Source organism: Corynebacterium nasorum, from assembly GCF_030229765.1.
GTDB classification, from domain to species: domain Bacteria; phylum Actinomycetota; class Actinomycetes; order Mycobacteriales; family Mycobacteriaceae; genus Corynebacterium; species Corynebacterium kefirresidentii.
Genome location: NZ_JASPGY010000004.1, coordinates 194,348 through 209,904 on the forward strand (window position 1 = coordinate 194,348; position 15,557 = coordinate 209,904).

A 15,557-nucleotide genomic window follows, 5' to 3' on the forward strand; every position below is an offset into this window, starting at 1 on the left:
CACTAGTGAGTAATACCGAGTTCCGTAATGTTGCCATCGTCGCGCACGTTGACCATGGCAAGACCACCCTGGTCAACGGCATGCTGGAGCAGTCCGGCGCCTTTGGTGACCACGGTGAACACACGGACCGCGTCATGGACTCCAATGATCAGGAGCGCGAGCGCGGCATTACCATTCTGGCCAAGAACACGGCCATTCACCGCAAGGGCCTAGGCAAGGACGGCCAGGACCTTATCATCAACGTTATCGACACCCCAGGCCACGCCGACTTCGGTGGCGAGGTCGAGCGCGGTATTTCCATGGTGGATGGCGTCGTCTTGCTCGTCGATGCCTCCGAGGGACCGCTGCCGCAGACCCGCTTCGTGCTCACCAAGGCACTGGAAGCCAAGCTGCCGGTTATCATCTGCGTGAACAAGACTGACCGCCCGGATGCCCGCATCGACGAGGTTGTCTCCGAGTCCCAGGACCTCCTGCTGGAAATCGCCGCCGGCCTGGAGGATGAGGAAGCTGCAGCCGCCGCCGAGGAGCTGCTGGACCTGCCGGTTCTCTACGCTTCCGGCCGCGCCGGCGTTGCCTCCACCGAGAACCCAGGCGATGGCAACGTCCCTGCGGGCGAGGATCTGCAGCCGCTTTTCGACGTCATCTATAACGTCCTCCCAGAGCCTTCCGCTACCGTCGACGCCCCACTGCAGGCGCACGTGACCAACCTGGACGCCTCCGACTTCCTAGGCCGTATCGCGCTGCTGCGTATCTACGCCGGCCGCATTAAGAAGGGCCAGCAGGTGGCCTGGATCCACTACGACGAGGATGGCAACCAGCACACCAAGACCGTGAAGGTCGCCGAGCTGCTGCGCACCGTCGGCTTCGAGCGTCAGCCGGCCGAGGAAGCCATCGCCGGTGACATCGTGGCTATCTCCGGCATTTCTGACGTCATGATTGGTGACACCATCGCCGATCCGGAGCACCCTGAGGCTTTGCCGCGCATCACCGTAGACGAGCCGGCCATCTCCATGACCATCGGCGTGAACACCTCCCCGATGGCAGGCCAGGGCGGCGGCGATAAGCTCACCGCGCGTATGGTCAAGGCCCGCTTGGAGCAAGAGCTCATCGGTAACGTTTCCCTGCGCGTGCTGCCCACCGAGCGCCCCGACGCTTGGGAGGTACAGGGCCGTGGCGAGATGGCGCTGTCCGTGCTGATTGAGTCCATGCGTCGCGAAGGCTTCGAGCTGACGATTGGCAAGCCGCAGGTTGTGACCAAGGAAATCGACGGCAAGACCTACGAGCCATACGAGATCCTCACCATTGACTCCCCGTCCGAGCACCAAGGTGCTATCACCCAGCTGCTGGCCGCCCGCAAGGGCCAGATGCAGGCCATGGATGTGCGCGAGGGCGACTGGGTACGCATGATCTTCCGCGTTCCTGCCCGTGGCCTCATCGGCTTCCGCACCCAGTTCATGACCGAGACCCGCGGTGCCGGTATCGCTAACTCCATCTCTGACGGCCTGGATGTCTGGGCCGGCGATATCAAGTCCCGCCCGACCGGTTCCCTGGTGGCTGACCGCACCGGCCAGATCACCCAGTACGCGCTGACGCAGTTGGCTGACCGCGGCAACTTCTTCGTCGAGCCGGGCGCCGAGGCTTATGAGGGCATGGTCGTTGGCGCCAATAACCGTGATGAGGATATTGACATCAACATCACCAAGGAAAAGAAGCTGACCAATATGCGCTCCGCTACTGCGGAGGCCACGGTCACCCTGGCCAAGGCACACACCCTTTCCTTGGAAGAAGCACTGGAATTCTGTGGCAACGACGAGTGCGTCGAGGTCGCCCCGGACGTCCTGCGCGTGCGCAAGGTAGAGCTTTCCGCTACCGACCGCAAGCGTGCGGCTGCTCGCGCGAAGCAGATGAATAAGTAGTGAGCACCGCCTTAGGTGGTAGTGATTGCCGCTGAAGTGGCAACCACTGCCGCTACTGCTGCCGCCTCCTCTACTACGGCCTTAACCGCTGAGGAGGCGGTTTTGTCATATGTCACCTCCTTTTTGATCTCCTGAATGCGTGCCCGCATTTCCCGTCGCTTCATACCCTCCGCATCATTTTTGAGCAGAGTATAGGCACCGGAGACTTCGCGGAGGATATCGAGGATGATGACGTCATTAACCTCGGCTGGACGTTGTGCTTCCAGCACCGCGACCAGCCGCTCGCGCAGTTGGTGCTCTAATTCCAAGTCCGTCATGATGTAGCGGTCGCCGCCCCATTGCCACCACTTGGCTTTTTCTATGTCGAGCTGGCCATTCGCGTGGAAATCCAAGGCGATGATTTCCCGTGGGGTAAACCAAGAAGCTTCCAAGAGCTCCTTCGTACTGGCGGTCTTGTGCTGCTGTAACTCCTCCCATGCCCAGGCCAAAACTGGGTTCTTTGGGCGCTGGGTGGTAGTTACTACCTTTTTCTTTTCCGCAAGTTCGACGTGCCCGCCCAGCAGTAGGTCCGCGAGGACGGTAGCGCGTAGGGCGGCCTCATTATTGGACACCCAGTCTTCTTTCTTGCCATTGTCTTTAGTTAATAGCAGGAACATTTCTTGGCAAATCAGCATGGTGCCTCCCTCAAAGTTGCGGTCTGAGCCTGAGTCTAGCGCCGAATATCTTCGTTCCGGCGGGGTAGAGGGACTAAAGTAGTCCGCGATGAAAAAGAATCCGGCTTCAACAAGGCGCGCGGCGTCGGCAATGGCGGCGGTGCTGAGCGCCGCTAGCCTTGTTTTCTTAAGCGCTTGCGCGGCTAACCCTGGCCCTCCACCGGTGGTGGAGGATAATGCCTCCGCGCTGCAAGAGGATCAGGCCACCACCACTGCAAAACAGCAAGAAGAGCCACCCCAAGACACCGATTCCGCCAAGCGTCCTACTATCTCAGTGGGCGTAGATCCCTTGCGCGCGGGATTAAACCCGCACTTGGTGGCCAATAATTCCGAGCTGGTGGACCAGATTGCGGAACTGGTGTTGCCTTCAACCTTCCACGGCGGTCAGAGGGACGCCGATATCCTGGAATCCGCCGCCGAGGTAAATGCCCCCAAGGGGGTAGCGCAGCGAGTGCGCTACGTTATTGCTTCACCTGCGCAGTGGTCAGATGGTACGCCTATCTCTGGCGCGGACTTTAGCTACTTGTGGAAGCAGATGACCACGACCGCCGGTGTACGAGATCCCGCTGGCTACCACGCCATCTCGGCCGTGAATACCTCTGATGGTGGTCGCGTAGTCACGGTGGATTTTTCCCAGAAGGTTAAGGACTGGCACCTGCTCTTCCATAACCTACTGCCTTCGCACTTATTGCAAGATGATAATTTCGGCTCCGCATTAGCGGATAAGATTCCGGCATCGGCCGGACGCTTCCTTGTCGATAGCGTGGACCGCGGCCGCGGAGTCATTACCTTGAACCGAAATGATCGGTTCTGGGGCGCTAATCCGGCCCAAGTGGATGTCATCCAGCTCAGTGAGGTGCGCGATAGCACCCAAGCGCTGAATATGCTGCGCTCCGGACAGATCGGATTCGCGGACTTTACTCCGGACCAAACCTCAGAGGAGGCGTTGGGTCTTTTAGGACATGTCTCTGAAAAAGCACTTACTCGCCCACGCCAATTGCGCCTGCATATGTCTACTGCAGAAGGCGCATTGGAAGAAAGGGCAGAGCGCCGCGGATTAGCCTCACTGATTGATACGGATCAGGTCGCCCGCTTGGCCACCGGCCGCGCTTCCAATCTGGAGCCCGGACATAACCCTATAAGCAAAGACACGGATCTTACTGCGTTGCGCGCACGCGCCAGCAAAAAACCGATTCGCTTTGCGGTAGATCCTACTAGCCCCACTGCCTTGGCCGCGGCAAATACCCTCTACGATGTTCTGGAAGCCCACGGGATAGATGCCGAGGTGGTTTCCGAGCGCCTGACCACAATAACCTCCAAGCTTTTGCCAGAAGGCGATGTGGATGCCGTGGTTACTTGGGAAGATATCTCCTTGAACTCGTTGGCCGCGGCAAATATCTTTAGCTGCGATAATAAACAACCACTGGCAGGCGATTTGTCCGGAATCTGTCCGGAGAATGCGGACGAGATTCGCGAGGAAATCTTGTCCGGGACCATGAGCCCGAAGGAGGCGCTCGGCCGCATTCGAGAAGTGAACTCTAAAGAAGCGCTCTACGTGCCGTTGATGGATGAGACGCGTATCCACGCGCTCGGGAAGGGTATTGTAGGCCCCGGCCAAAGCATTGATGATTGGGACGGGGGTCTTATCACCGCGCCCCGCTGGAGGATAGATGAAGACTAAGGATTTAACCGGCTATCGCGTGGTGGCAGTCCATGCCCACCCGGATGATGAAACCCTTTTTATGGGCGGTACCCTGGCGAGCCTCGCCGCACGCGGCGCCGAGGTCACCGTTATTACGCTCACCTTGGGCGAGGACGGCGAGGTTATTGGTGAGCCCTATCAGGGTCTGGCCGATCATGATCAGCTCGGCGGCTTTCGCGCTCGCGAATTGGCTAACGCACTGGAGGCTCTTGGAGTAAAGGGAATCCAGTTGGGCGGCTTCGGTCACTTCCGTGACTCCGGCATGGCGGGCTCACCCTCGCACGAAAATTCGCGCGCGCTGGTCAATCGTATCGATGAGGCTGCCGATTCCCTCGGTGACGAGCTCGAAGCAATTGACCCCCACGCCATTTTGACCTACGGGCCCGATGGCGGATATGGCCACCCGGATCACATTGCGGTACATAAGGTGGTGATGAAGGCGGCGTCGCCAAGCGTGCGCATTTGGTACGGCATTTTTGAACGCGCCGCTAACTACGCCGGCCTGGAAACCCTCGATGCCCCATCTGGATGGACCAAGCCCAGCCAGGACTACTTGGACAATTTCACCAACGAGGGGGCTGATGTCACTGTCGCTCTCTCTGATGCCGCCCTGGACGCGAAGCGCCGCGCCATGCGCGCTCACGCCTCCCAAATTTGGTTGGCCGATGGCTCCACCACCCGCACCAATCCCGCGTCCGCTGTGGCCGCGCTCCATGAACCTCAGCGTGTACCCGGCGCCTTTGGCCTGTCCAATCTGCTAGTTATGCCGCTGCTGCCTGCCGAATACTTCCAACTGGGTCAAGGCGAGCCGGCCGATGATTTGCTCGGTGGGCTGTGATGCGCACGGATTTTAGCCGCGGCGAGCAGGTAACCGGCCTGGTGTGGTTGGCTATTGGCGCGTTGCTTTCGGTATTTCTCGAGGTCATTTATCTCACCGCCCGCATCCCGCTATCGAATGGGGCGAGCGTAGCCTTTCCCATTACGATTGTGATTGCGTGGTGGTTCAACTCCGTGCTCACCCGCACCGCCCGCTTGTGGAGCCGGACGCCGGTAGTCAGCGCCATCCCGCTCATCGTCTGGTGCCTGGGCTTTTTTGCCTTCATGCTCCTCGTGCCGATGACAGGAGACATGCTCTTGGCCAATAATATTCTCAGCCTGCTCCTGCTTTTGGCCGGTATAGGCGGGGGCGTTTGGCCATTTTTCAAGCAGAAGTGACATACTGTTAAACATCCCAAATCCGAGACATCAGGAAGTTTCAAGGAATCTCCATGACTTATACGATCGCACAGCCTTGCGTTGACATAATGGACCGCAGCTGCGTTGAGGAATGCCCTGTTGACTGCATCTACGAGGGCAAGCGCATGCTCTACATCCACCCGGATGAGTGCGTGGACTGCGGCGCCTGCGAGCCGGCTTGCCCGGTCGAGGCCATCTTCTACGAGGATGACGTTCCCGATGAGTGGCTGGACTACAACGACGCCAACGCAGCCTTCTTCGATGACTTGGGCTCCCCAGGCGGAGCGGCGGCCCTTGGGCCACAGGACTTTGACGTCCCGATGATTGCCGCGCTTCCACCACAGAATCAGGAGTAAGACATGGCACGCACACCGCTAGGAAAGACGCTTCCAGACTTCCCCTGGGATTCGCTGGCCGGCGCCAAGAAGAAGGCCCAGGCCCATCCAGGTGGAATCGTTGACCTCTCGGTGGGCAACCCCGTTGACCCAGTAGCCCCAGGCGTGCAGCTTGCGTTGACCGCAGCCGCGCAGGCCTCCGGCTACCCGCAGACCGCCGGCACCCCGGAGCTGCGCGAGGCCATCGCCGCCGCGCTAACCCGCCGCTACAATATGCAGGTCGATCGCGTACTGCCGGTGGTTGGTACCAAGGAAGCCATCGCCTGGCTGCCCACACTTTTGGGCATGCGCGGCGAGACCGTCGCCTTCCCCTCGGTGGCTTATCCCACCTACGAGGTGGGCGCGCTGCTTGCCGGAGCGACTCCGCTGCGCGCGGATTCTGATTTCCACGACGCCTCTTTAGTCTTTTTGAACTCGCCTTCCAATCCCACGGGCCGTGTGCTCGGGGTGGAGGAGCTGCGTCGCATCGTGGCGTGGGCGCGCGAGACCGGCGCCATCATCGCCTCCGATGAGTGCTATATGAGCTTGGGCTGGAATGACGATAATCCGCCGGTGTCCATCCTCGATCCGCGCGTGACCGATGGAGATAACACCGGGCTGATTGCCATGCATTCGCTATCCAAGACCGCGAATATGGCTTCCTACCGCGCCGGCTTCTTCGCGGGCGATAACGACCTCATCGACGAGCTGCTACTGCTGCGCAAGCACGCCGGCCTCATCGTTCCAGGGCCCATTCAGGCCGCCATGGTCGCCGCGCTTAACGACGACGACACCGAGACGCTTCAGCGCAACCGCTACGCCTCCCGTCGCGCGGTGCTCATGCACGCGCTTATCGACGCCGGCTTTACCATCGACCACTCCGATGCCGGCATGTACCTCTGGGCCACCCGCGGCGAGAATTGCCGCGAGACCATCGACTGGCTTGCCGAGCGAGGTATCCTCGCCGCCCCTGGTGACTTCTATGGCCCAGCAGGCGAGAAGCACGTGCGCATTGGTCTCAACGGCACCGATGAGCGCATCGATGTTGCAGTAGACCGCCTCGCCGGTGCCTAATTCCGGCAGGCCTCCCGCACGCGAGGGCATATCCCCGCGCAAGACGGTCCTGCGCGGCCACGTGCCCGAAAAAGGGGAGTACTTCGCCGCTCGCGCCGGCGATTCTCCCTATCCACCTGGGGCTTTGCTGCCGGCTGGGGCCGAGCTGCCGCGTCCCGTGCCGGCCTGGTATCACCCCACTGTGCCTGCCGAGCGCCCCATTCCTTTCGACTACTCAGTCATCTACGCCGACCGCGACCTCATCGTGGCCGATAAGCCGCACTTTCTGCCCACGACCACCAATGGCCGATTACAACGCGAAACGCTGCAAACCCGCCTGCGCGTAGATTTTGGCGACGACGATATCGTGCCGCTGCATCGCCTAGACCGCCTGACGGCCGGCCTTGTGCTTTGCTCTCGCAATCCCGCCACACGCGCCGCTTACCAGGGCATCTTTGGCAAGGGGAGTGCGGTGAAGAGGTATCGGGGCGTCGTCAAGCGGCCGCTTTATGTGGATCGGGAAATCACCCTGCACATGCACAAGCCCCGCGGCTCGCGCCAGGTGCTCGTTGCTTCCGATGGCACGCCCACCTCTACGTATGTGCGCGCCGCCGGCCGGGAGGTGACCATGTGGCCGCGCACCGGCCATACCCACCAACTGCGCGTGCTGCTTAATCATCTGGGGCACCCGCTTCTCGGGGACGACACGTACCCCGCCCCGCGCAAGCTCGACCTCTATGATTTTCGCGCCCCGCTCGCCCTACTCCATGAGGCTATCTCTTTTATAGATCCTCTATCACAATCCGAGCGTCAATTTTTCAGTTCGCAGGACTTAAGAACTACAATCGAGTAGTTATTAAATCACTGGCTAGAAAGGCGGCCCATGGCAGACCTCAGCGTCGCGCGCTTTGTGTCCAATTTTGGGCAGTTTCTCAAATTCGGCATTGTTGGCGGCTCCGGTACCGCGGTTAATCTCTTTGTGGTCTATTTGTGCAGAAAGATTACTTGGTGGTCTGGCGGCATCGAGGCGGATGATCCCTTCATCAATCTCTTCGGCTCTGTTTTCCATATCCGTTGGTACCATGTGTTTTTGACCATTGCGTTTTTGGTCGCCAACACTTGGAACTACCAGCTGAATCGCATGTGGACTTTCCGATCGGTGGCGAAGGTGTCTTGGCTGCGCGGTTTCTTCCCATTCCTTCTCGCTGGAATTGGAGCTTTTATCGTAAGTCAAGTTGTGGCGACACTGTTAATGAATCCGACTTCGCCGCTGCATTTGCCCTCAGACATTCTGGATGATTCGACCGGTTTGCGTACAAAGGTGTACTGGGCATCGGCCATTTCTATCATTGTCGCTATGCCGATTAACTTTATCTTGAACAAGCTGTGGACCTTCCGCTCGCAGCCGAAGACGCCGCAACTTGTCGAGGAAACCGAGCCGGCCTAGCTAGGTCCCGTATTTTCTTCCTCTCCGCCCCCGCGCTCACCAGCGCAGGTTGGCGGGGATTTTTCTTTCTCCCCGTGAGCGCGAAGGAGACAGTACCTCCCGCCGCGCTCACGGGGAACGAAAACAAAGAAAACCCGCCGTCCGCGGTGAGCGCGAAGGGCGGGGTGAGGTGCCGGAGTGAAACTAGTCTTCTAACTCGGCATCGAGGCGAGCTTGGTCGCGACGGTGCTGGCGGCGACGAAAGAAGGGGGTGAGGGCGAGCACGGCAATGGCGCCGACTGCGGTACCGATGAGGTAGGAGACGGGGTCGTGGCCGTCGGCAGGCGCGTAGGCGTTAAAGGCAATGCCGGCGAACATGACTATAAGAGGGATGAGGTAGACAGCGATAGCCGTCCAATTGCGGCTAACAATTGGGGTGGCCACGCGCTTGCGCATCCAAGCAGAACCGATGAAGTTGCCCACGATGGACGGCACGAGCGCGAGGAAGCACAGCATGGACATTTGGCCAGGAAGGACCCAGGCGAGAATTGCGGCGACGACGAGTTCGAGGAACGAGATTGGGGTCATTCCGATTACGCAGGCCTTATAAAGCGTGTCGCGTTCGAACTCATCGCGAGTCGCGCGATCGATTTCCTTGAGGGAGTAATTGGCGATGGCGTTAATCATGTTGTTCAGCTCCAAAAATTTCTTCGACGGTTTTTCCTAGTTCGTGGCAAATATCCAGCGCGAGGTGCACGGAGGGCGAGTAGTTGCCGCGTTCGATATTGGCGATGGTTTGGCGGGAGACGCCAACTCTTCTGGCGAGTTCAGCTTGTGATAATTCGAGCCAGCGGCGCCATTTGCGGACCATGTTGGGGTGCTCGGCCATCTGGTCTCCTTTACGGGGTGTCGTTCTTACATTACCTAGTGTAAAGGAAAGTTGTCACTAAGGCAAGGGTTATACGCACAGGTGCCACTGCCAATAGGGCACAGTGGCTGAGGTAGGGAGCTGCGGACTACCGCCTTTGAGCACTTCCAACGTGGCCTTGACGAGCAAAACGGCCTGGTTGAGGTGGTGGATGATGTCGTCGGCAGTAAAACGCAAAACGGTATAACCATGGGCTACAGCCGCGTTTTGTTTGGAACGGTCAGCTTGAAAGGCCACACTGTGCTTGTGGTATTCCCAGCCGTCAACTTCCACCAGCAGCTTGCCAATCTTCAGGTCAAAGCGGTAGCCGGCGATGAGAACATTGTGCTTGGGGAAGATACCTTCTGCGCGCAGCTGCCTGCTTAGCGTGCGTTCCGGTGAGCTATCCGCGCCTATAGCAGCGTGTCGTATAGCCTCTTTAAGAGGCGTCGGGACGCGCCGCATTCGCCGACGGTCCTCTTCTAGGCGGTTGGGGCCGTGCTTTCCTTGGTAGTAGTCTTCCAATAAAGGCCTACATGCGCGCGAAATTCTGCGTGCAGCCCATAGCGGTTGCACCACCGGTAGGCCGTTGACCTTGTGTGTGGCCCGGAGACGCGAGTGCGAAACTCGGAAGCATTTTCCCTTCAATGTACGAGGTCCCTCTGCTTCCAACGGAAAGGTTAGCTGCCGGCCGAGATAAATCTCTTGTGCAGTCTTTCCGGTGAAATGGATTCGGCTGAGCCCATGCGCCAAGGTCCGCGCCACCGCCAGGGGCGTCCACGAATCGGTATAAATCCCCCGATGCACGCGGTACAGCTTGCCCTCACGCACCTTGCGGCGAATCGCCTCTTTACTTAAACCCTGCTCACGCAGTTCCGCGGTTGTCCATTCCCCCATGGAAATAAACGTAAACGGCCGCAGTGCGTGATGGCTACGCTTCCCGCTGCAACCTGTGGATAACTCAGGGACGGGGCTCGATTTTCCGCCGCGTGGCCTGGAACGCTGTGGATAACCGCCCCACGCGCTCACCGGCAGCCGCCCTTTGGCAGCGACCCGTGTTCACGGTGAGCGCGAGGGGAGCGGTGGAAAGCCCACGACCTTTGCGCTCACCGGCAGAGCTTTCCGACGTCCCCATTCGCTCCCCGTGAGCGCGGCGGGCGGAGCGTTGGGCACCTCACCCCCTCGCGCTCACTGGGAGACGAAAAGAGACGTCCATTCTCGCGCCGGTGAGCGCGAAGGGCAGAGGGAGGAGGGACAGCGGGGAGGGGAGGGGCTAAGTCAACGGCAGGGTGGAGGTGGGGTCAATGCCGCGAACCTTGGAGTTGATGACACCGGCGACGGCGAGCACCGCGAACATAGCGGCGGCGGAGAGGAGTTGGGTGCGGGCGGTGGCGTCGGTAAGCATGAGCACCGCGATGGCCGCAAAGAGCGCGAGGGCGAACCAAGTCAGGTAGGGGAAGGCCCACATGCGGATGGGAAGGGGATGGAGTGCTTCGAGCTGACGGCGCAGGCGCAGCTGGCTGACGGCGATGAATACCCACACGATGAGCAGGGAGGCGCCGGCGGCATTGAGCATGAAGGTAAGAAGCCAACCCGTATCGGCGTAGTTGAGCACCACCATGACGGCCGAGAGTAGGACGGACAGGGCAATAGCGGTGGTGGGTACGCCGTCTTTATTGGTGGTGGTGAAGATGCGTGGAGCCTCGCCACGGGAGGCCAGCGAGTGCATCATGCGAGAGGAGGCGTAGATCTGCGAATTGAAAGCGGAAAGCAACGCAAGGACGATGACAACCTCCATGATGCCGGCCGCACCCGGGATGCCGGCGCGCTCGAGGACCATGGTGAAGGGCGATTCTGCGGCCGTGGAGGCACCTCCCAAGATGGAATAAGGCAGAAGGAACGTGATGACGAGAACGGAGCCCAAGTAGAACACGGAGATGCGCAAGATGGTGGAGCGCACGGCGTTGACCAGGGATTTTTCGGGGTCCTCGGATTCGGCAGAGGCGATGGCGACGACCTCGATGCCGCCGAAGGCGAAGGCTACGGCCAAAAGGCCGGCCGCGACGCCGCCGAGGCCATTGGGCATGAAGCCGTCTTCGAGGAAGACGGAGGTGCCGATGAAAGAATGGCCAGGCAGGAGGCCCAGGATGAGCAGCACGCCGATGATGAGGAAGGCCACGATGACGACGACCTTGATAAGCGCGAACCAATACTCGAATTCGCCGAAACTACGCACGCGCAGCAGGTTGATGACGCCGAAGAGGACCACGCAGATAGCTGCGGGGATCCACGGCGAGACGTCGAACCAGGAGCCAATGAATCCGGCCGCGCCGGTGATTTCGGCGCCGAGTACGGCGACGGTGGCTAGCCAATAAATCCAGCCCTGGGTAAAGCCCGCCCAGCGGCCGATGCCATGTTCGGCATATTCGGAAAAAGAGCCGGAGGCGGGGATAACGGTGCCCATCTCGCCCAGCATCTGCATCACCAAAATGGCCAGGAAGCCGGCGATGATATAGGCGAGGAGCACGGCGGGCCCAGCGGCGGAGATACCGACGCCGGTGCCGAGGAATAGCCCGGCACCGATGGTGGAGCCAAGCCCCATCATGGTTAGGTGGCGGACCTTCAGACCAGAACCGAGGGAGGAGGAGTTATCAGTCACTCCTCCATCATATTTTCCCCGATTGGTCTATAGGAATCGGGGGTATTAATTCTTGTGCAGCTCGTCGTTCAGCGCGACGGCCTCGGCCTTCCACTCCACGGCCTCAACCGCACCGGAGACGGAGTTGCGGCGCAGCAGCATGCCGGAGGCACCGGAGAGTTGGGAACCCTTGACGTTCTCGCCATTATCAACGCCCAGTGCTTCCGCGACCTTGCCAAAGACGGTGACCTTGGTGCCGGCGGTGACGTAGAGGCCGGCTTCGACCACGGCGTCGTCGCCAAGCGAAATGCCAATGCCGGAGTTGGCGCCGAGCAGGCAACGCTCGCCGATGGAGATGACCTCCTTGCCGCCGCCGGACAAGGTGCCCATGATGGACGCGCCGCCGCCGATATCGGAGCCATCGCCCACGACGACGCCCGCGGAGATGCGGCCCTCCACCATGGAGGCGCCCAAGGTGCCGGCGTTGAAGTTCACAAAGCCCTCATGCATGACGGTGGTTCCCTCAGCAAGGTGGGCGCCCAAGCGCACGCGGTCCGCGTCGCCAATGCGAACGCCAGACGGCACAACGTAGTCCACCATGCGCGGGAATTTATCAACGGAGTAGACAACGACCGGGCCGCGGGAGGCAAGGCGGCCGCGCACCATCTGGAAATCGGAGACGGCGCAGGGGCCATAGTTAGTCCAAACCACGTTATTGAGGTGGCCGAAGATGCCATCCATATTCAGGCCGTGCGGCTTGACCGCGCGGTGAGAAAGGAGGTGCAGGCGCAGGTAAGCATCGTAGGTATCGACGGGGGCGTCATCCAGATCTTTGATGGAGGTCTCGACGGCAACGCGGGCCACGCCGCGCTCCTCATCTGGGCCTGCCAGCGCGGAGAACTGCTGAGGGACCTCTTCCAAGCGCTTGGTCTCGGTGGTCTCTACGGTCTTATCGGTATAAACGGCTGGGAACCAGACGTCCAAGACGCTGCCGTCATGGGTAATGGTTGCCAGGCCACGGGCGGATGCAGAAGTCATGCCCGCTAGCTTAGCAACTACCTCCGCGCCTCTGCGCGCTGGCCGGTGGGTAATACGAAGGACAAGACGACGAGTATCGCAGCGAGGATGAGTACCGAGATGACCTGGTTGCGTGCATCCGGGTCAAAGAGCATGAGCAGGGTGAGCCCGCCCAGCGCCGCGGCCGTGACCCACGGCAGCCACGGGAAGCCAGGCACGCGCAGTTCGGTCAACTCGCCATTTTCGCGCATTTGGGGATGCAGCTTGATAAAGGAAGCCACGATGAAAAACCAGATGACCAGCAGGCACCCGCCCACTGCATTGAAGAGAAATGCTAGGAGCCCCGGAGGGTTCCAAAATTGCAGGCCTACCGAAGCGAAGGCGAAGACCATGGACAAAATGACCGCGTTGATGGGGGAGCCAGCGCGATTTTGCTTGAGGAAGAATCCCGGGGCGCAGTGATCCTTAGCCATGTCAAAGACCAAGCGGGAAGTGGCGTAGATCTGCGCGTTGAAGGCGGAGAGCAGGGCGAGGGCGATAATCGCTTCCATGAAGCCGGCCGCGAAGGGAATCTTGGCGGCCGCAAGCACCAGGGTGAAGGGAGAATCGGCGGCTACGTCGGCATCCTGGATGGAACTAAAAGGCAGAGCCATGGTGATAACCACGATGGAGCCGATGTAGAAGATCATGATGCGCACGATAATGGCGCGGACCGCGGTGGCCACGTTATGTGCTGGGTCCTCGGATTCGGCCGCCGCGATAGTAACCAATTCGATACCGCCGAAGGCAAAGGCCACGGCGAGCAATCCGGCGGCGAAGCCGGGCATGCCATTGGGCAGGAAATTAGCGGTGAAATTGGTCCCGGCCAAGGAGAGATCCATGCCGGGCAGGACGCCCAGCGCCATGAGCACGCCTATGGCAAGGAAGGCGACAATGACGCCGACCTTGATGATGGCGAACCAGAATTCGAACTCGCCAAATCCGCCCACGGCCGCGAAATTGACCACTGCGAAGAATGCCACGGCGATAAGTGCCGGAATCCACGGGTCAATACCGAACCAGCTGGAGATGATGGCGGCCGCGCCGGTGATTTCGGCGCCCATGACCATGATTAGCATGAACCAATAAATCCATCCCATGGTAAAGCGTGCCCAGTGTCCGAAGGCCTGACCGGCGTAGGTGGAAAATGACCCCAAAGAGGGGCGGGCGGCGGCCATCTCACCGAGCATCCACATCACTAGCGCAATGAGCGCGCCGGCCACGGCATAGGAAATGAGCACGGAGGTGCCGGAAATCTGGATGCCGAGGCCTACTCCGAGGAAGAGGCCGGCGCCCACGGCAGAGCCAAGGCCCATCATCGTGAGATGACGGGATTTCAATTGAGCGGTTTCGGCCATTGTTATCACCTTAGGGAGGACGAAATATTTACAGTGAAGTGAACTTTACACAATGCGGGGAGCTACGCGGGGCGCTAGCATGGCGCTTTGTGACTTTAGATCTATATGCAGACCCCATCGAACTAACCAAGGCGCTCGTGGATATTCCGAGCCCCTCCCACCATGAGGAGGCCATCGCAGACGCCGTCGAAGAAGCGCTGCGCGGTTTGGACGTCGAGGTTGCCCGCTACGGCAATACCGTGTGCGCCCGCACGAACCGTGGGCTAGATTCCCGCGTGGTGCTCGCCGGACACATTGATACCGTTCCGTTGGCAGAAAATGTACCGCATCACATGGAAACCACTAAAGACGGGGTGGAGATTATGTGGGGCTGTGGCACCGTGGACATGAAGTCAGGCATGGCCATCTACCTTAATGCCTTTGCCCAGCTGCACGAGTCGGAGGAGTTGAAGCACGATCTCACCGTCATTGCCTATGAGGGTGAAGAAGTAGCCACTGAATTTAATGGCTTGGGCCATCTGCAAAAGGACCACCCGGAGTGGCTCGAGGGGGACTTCGCGCTTCTGGGCGAGCCCTCCGGCGCCATGGTGGAGGCCGGTTGCCAGGGATCCATCCGCCTGCGCGTGACCGCACACGGCACCCGCGCGCACTCGGCCCGCGCCTGGCTCGGCTCCAATGCCGCGCACAAGCTCGCACCGATTATGAGCCGCATCGCCGCCTATGAGTCCCGCGACGTCACCATTGACGGCTGTACTTACCGCGAGGGCCTCAATATCGTTCACCTCGAGTCCGGCGTGGCCACAAATACGCTGCCGGATGAGGCTTGGATGTTTGTGAACTTCCGCTTCGCCCCGGACCGCACGAGCGAGGAGGCGCTGGAGTACATGAAATCCATCATCGGCGAGGAAGAAGATGTCACCATCGACATCGACGACATTGCCCCGGCCGCCCAGCCTGGGTTGGGCCAGCCTGCAGCCAAAGCTCTTATCGACGCCGTCGGGGGCAACGTCCGCGCCAAGTTTGGCTGGACCGACGTCGCCCGCTTCTCCGAAATGGGCACCCCGGCCGTGAACTTCGGCGCCGGTGACCCAGGGTTTGCGCATAAAAAGGACGAGCAGGTCCCCACCGCGCAGATTAGTGAAGTATCCACCGCCCTCCTGAAATACCTGAAGGGATAG

The 15,557-nt window shown here is 60.2% G+C and carries 16 protein-coding genes and 1 pseudogene; 9 read left to right on the forward strand and 8 right to left on the reverse strand.

Annotated features, from left to right (window positions below):
• Positions 1-5: 5 nt before the first annotated feature.
• Positions 6-1,916: a translational GTPase TypA gene (typA, locus tag QP904_RS05875; protein WP_086588097.1), complete on the forward strand. Its 1,911-nt coding sequence runs from the start codon at positions 6-8 to the stop codon at positions 1,914-1,916.
• Positions 1,917-1,927: 11 nt separating this feature from the next.
• Here the strand turns inward: typA and QP904_RS05880 are convergent, their stop codons facing one another.
• Entirely contained in the window at positions 1,928-2,590 is a 663-nt protein-coding gene (locus QP904_RS05880) for a GOLPH3/VPS74 family protein (RefSeq protein ID WP_259824397.1), read from the reverse strand.
• An 88-nt stretch (positions 2,591-2,678) separates the two neighbouring features.
• Here QP904_RS05880 and QP904_RS05885 point away from each other — a divergent pair, with 88 nt between their 5' ends.
• Genes QP904_RS05885 through QP904_RS05915 form a run of 7 tightly spaced genes read left to right on the forward strand, consistent with a single transcriptional unit; the run spans position 2,679 to position 8,441 of the window.
• Positions 2,679-4,310, forward strand: coding sequence for an ABC transporter family substrate-binding protein (locus QP904_RS05885; RefSeq protein WP_034656438.1), 1,632 nt, complete (start codon positions 2,679-2,681; stop codon positions 4,308-4,310).
• A complete protein-coding gene (locus tag QP904_RS05890) occupies positions 4,300-5,169 on the forward strand; it encodes a PIG-L family deacetylase (RefSeq protein ID WP_284835703.1) in 870 nt (289 codons plus the stop codon). The genes QP904_RS05885 and QP904_RS05890 overlap by 11 nt, the downstream gene beginning before the upstream one ends.
• Positions 5,169-5,546 carry a hypothetical protein gene (locus QP904_RS05895; protein ID WP_259824481.1) on the forward strand — a complete coding sequence of 126 codons (378 nt, stop codon included), beginning with the start codon at positions 5,169-5,171 and terminating at the stop codon, positions 5,544-5,546. The genes QP904_RS05890 and QP904_RS05895 overlap by 1 nt, the downstream gene beginning before the upstream one ends.
• Positions 5,547-5,599: 53 nt before the next feature.
• Positions 5,600-5,923: a ferredoxin gene (gene fdxA / locus QP904_RS05900; RefSeq protein WP_005323553.1), complete on the forward strand. Its 324-nt coding sequence runs from the start codon at positions 5,600-5,602 to the stop codon at positions 5,921-5,923.
• A gap of 3 nt (positions 5,924-5,926) precedes the next feature.
• Positions 5,927-7,015, forward strand: a complete 1,089-nt coding sequence (gene dapC / locus QP904_RS05905) for a succinyldiaminopimelate transaminase (RefSeq protein ID WP_259824394.1) — start codon at positions 5,927-5,929, stop codon at positions 7,013-7,015.
• The gene (locus QP904_RS05910; RefSeq protein ID WP_284799327.1) at positions 7,008-7,847 is read left to right on the forward strand and encodes a pseudouridine synthase; all 840 of its coding nucleotides are present in this window, start codon (positions 7,008-7,010) and stop codon (positions 7,845-7,847) included. Before dapC ends, QP904_RS05910 begins: the two co-directional genes overlap by 8 nt.
• Positions 7,848-7,877: 30 nt before the next feature.
• Entirely contained in the window at positions 7,878-8,441 is a 564-nt protein-coding gene (locus tag QP904_RS05915) for a GtrA family protein (protein ID WP_005323549.1), read from the forward strand.
• A 183-nt stretch (positions 8,442-8,624) separates the two neighbouring features.
• On the opposite strand, the gene QP904_RS05920 is transcribed toward QP904_RS05915, so the two are convergent.
• From QP904_RS05920 to QP904_RS05950, 7 genes and pseudogenes are all read right to left on the reverse strand, one after another.
• Entirely contained in the window at positions 8,625-9,107 is a 483-nt protein-coding gene (locus QP904_RS05920) for a SoxR reducing system RseC family protein (RefSeq protein WP_023021846.1), read from the reverse strand.
• Positions 9,100-9,309, reverse strand: coding sequence for a helix-turn-helix transcriptional regulator (locus QP904_RS05925; RefSeq protein ID WP_023021845.1), 210 nt, complete (start codon positions 9,307-9,309; stop codon positions 9,100-9,102). The genes QP904_RS05920 and QP904_RS05925 overlap by 8 nt, the downstream gene beginning before the upstream one ends.
• Before the next feature lie 69 nt (positions 9,310-9,378).
• Positions 9,379-9,852 carry an endonuclease domain-containing protein gene (locus QP904_RS05930; RefSeq protein WP_284835731.1) on the reverse strand — a complete coding sequence of 158 codons (474 nt, stop codon included), beginning with the start codon at positions 9,850-9,852 and terminating at the stop codon, positions 9,379-9,381.
• A gap of 276 nt (positions 9,853-10,128) precedes the next feature.
• A pseudogene (locus tag QP904_RS05935) lies at positions 10,129-10,224 on the reverse strand (type IV toxin-antitoxin system AbiEi family antitoxin domain-containing protein); the annotation flags it as partial.
• Between the two features lie 376 nt (positions 10,225-10,600).
• Positions 10,601-11,932, reverse strand: a complete 1,332-nt coding sequence (locus QP904_RS05940; protein ID WP_234288193.1) for an amino acid permease — start codon at positions 11,930-11,932, stop codon at positions 10,601-10,603.
• A 99-nt stretch (positions 11,933-12,031) separates the two neighbouring features.
• On the reverse strand, positions 12,032-13,003 hold the full coding sequence (gene dapD / locus QP904_RS05945; RefSeq protein ID WP_200287775.1) for a 2,3,4,5-tetrahydropyridine-2,6-dicarboxylate N-succinyltransferase: 972 nt from the start codon (positions 13,001-13,003) through the stop codon (positions 12,032-12,034).
• A gap of 17 nt (positions 13,004-13,020) precedes the next feature.
• Positions 13,021-14,379 carry an amino acid permease gene (locus tag QP904_RS05950; protein WP_200287774.1) on the reverse strand — a complete coding sequence of 453 codons (1,359 nt, stop codon included), beginning with the start codon at positions 14,377-14,379 and terminating at the stop codon, positions 13,021-13,023.
• An 89-nt stretch (positions 14,380-14,468) separates the two neighbouring features.
• Here QP904_RS05950 and dapE point away from each other — a divergent pair, with 89 nt between their 5' ends.
• The gene (dapE, locus tag QP904_RS05955) at positions 14,469-15,557 is read left to right on the forward strand and encodes a succinyl-diaminopimelate desuccinylase (RefSeq protein ID WP_034656440.1); all 1,089 of its coding nucleotides are present in this window, start codon (positions 14,469-14,471) and stop codon (positions 15,555-15,557) included.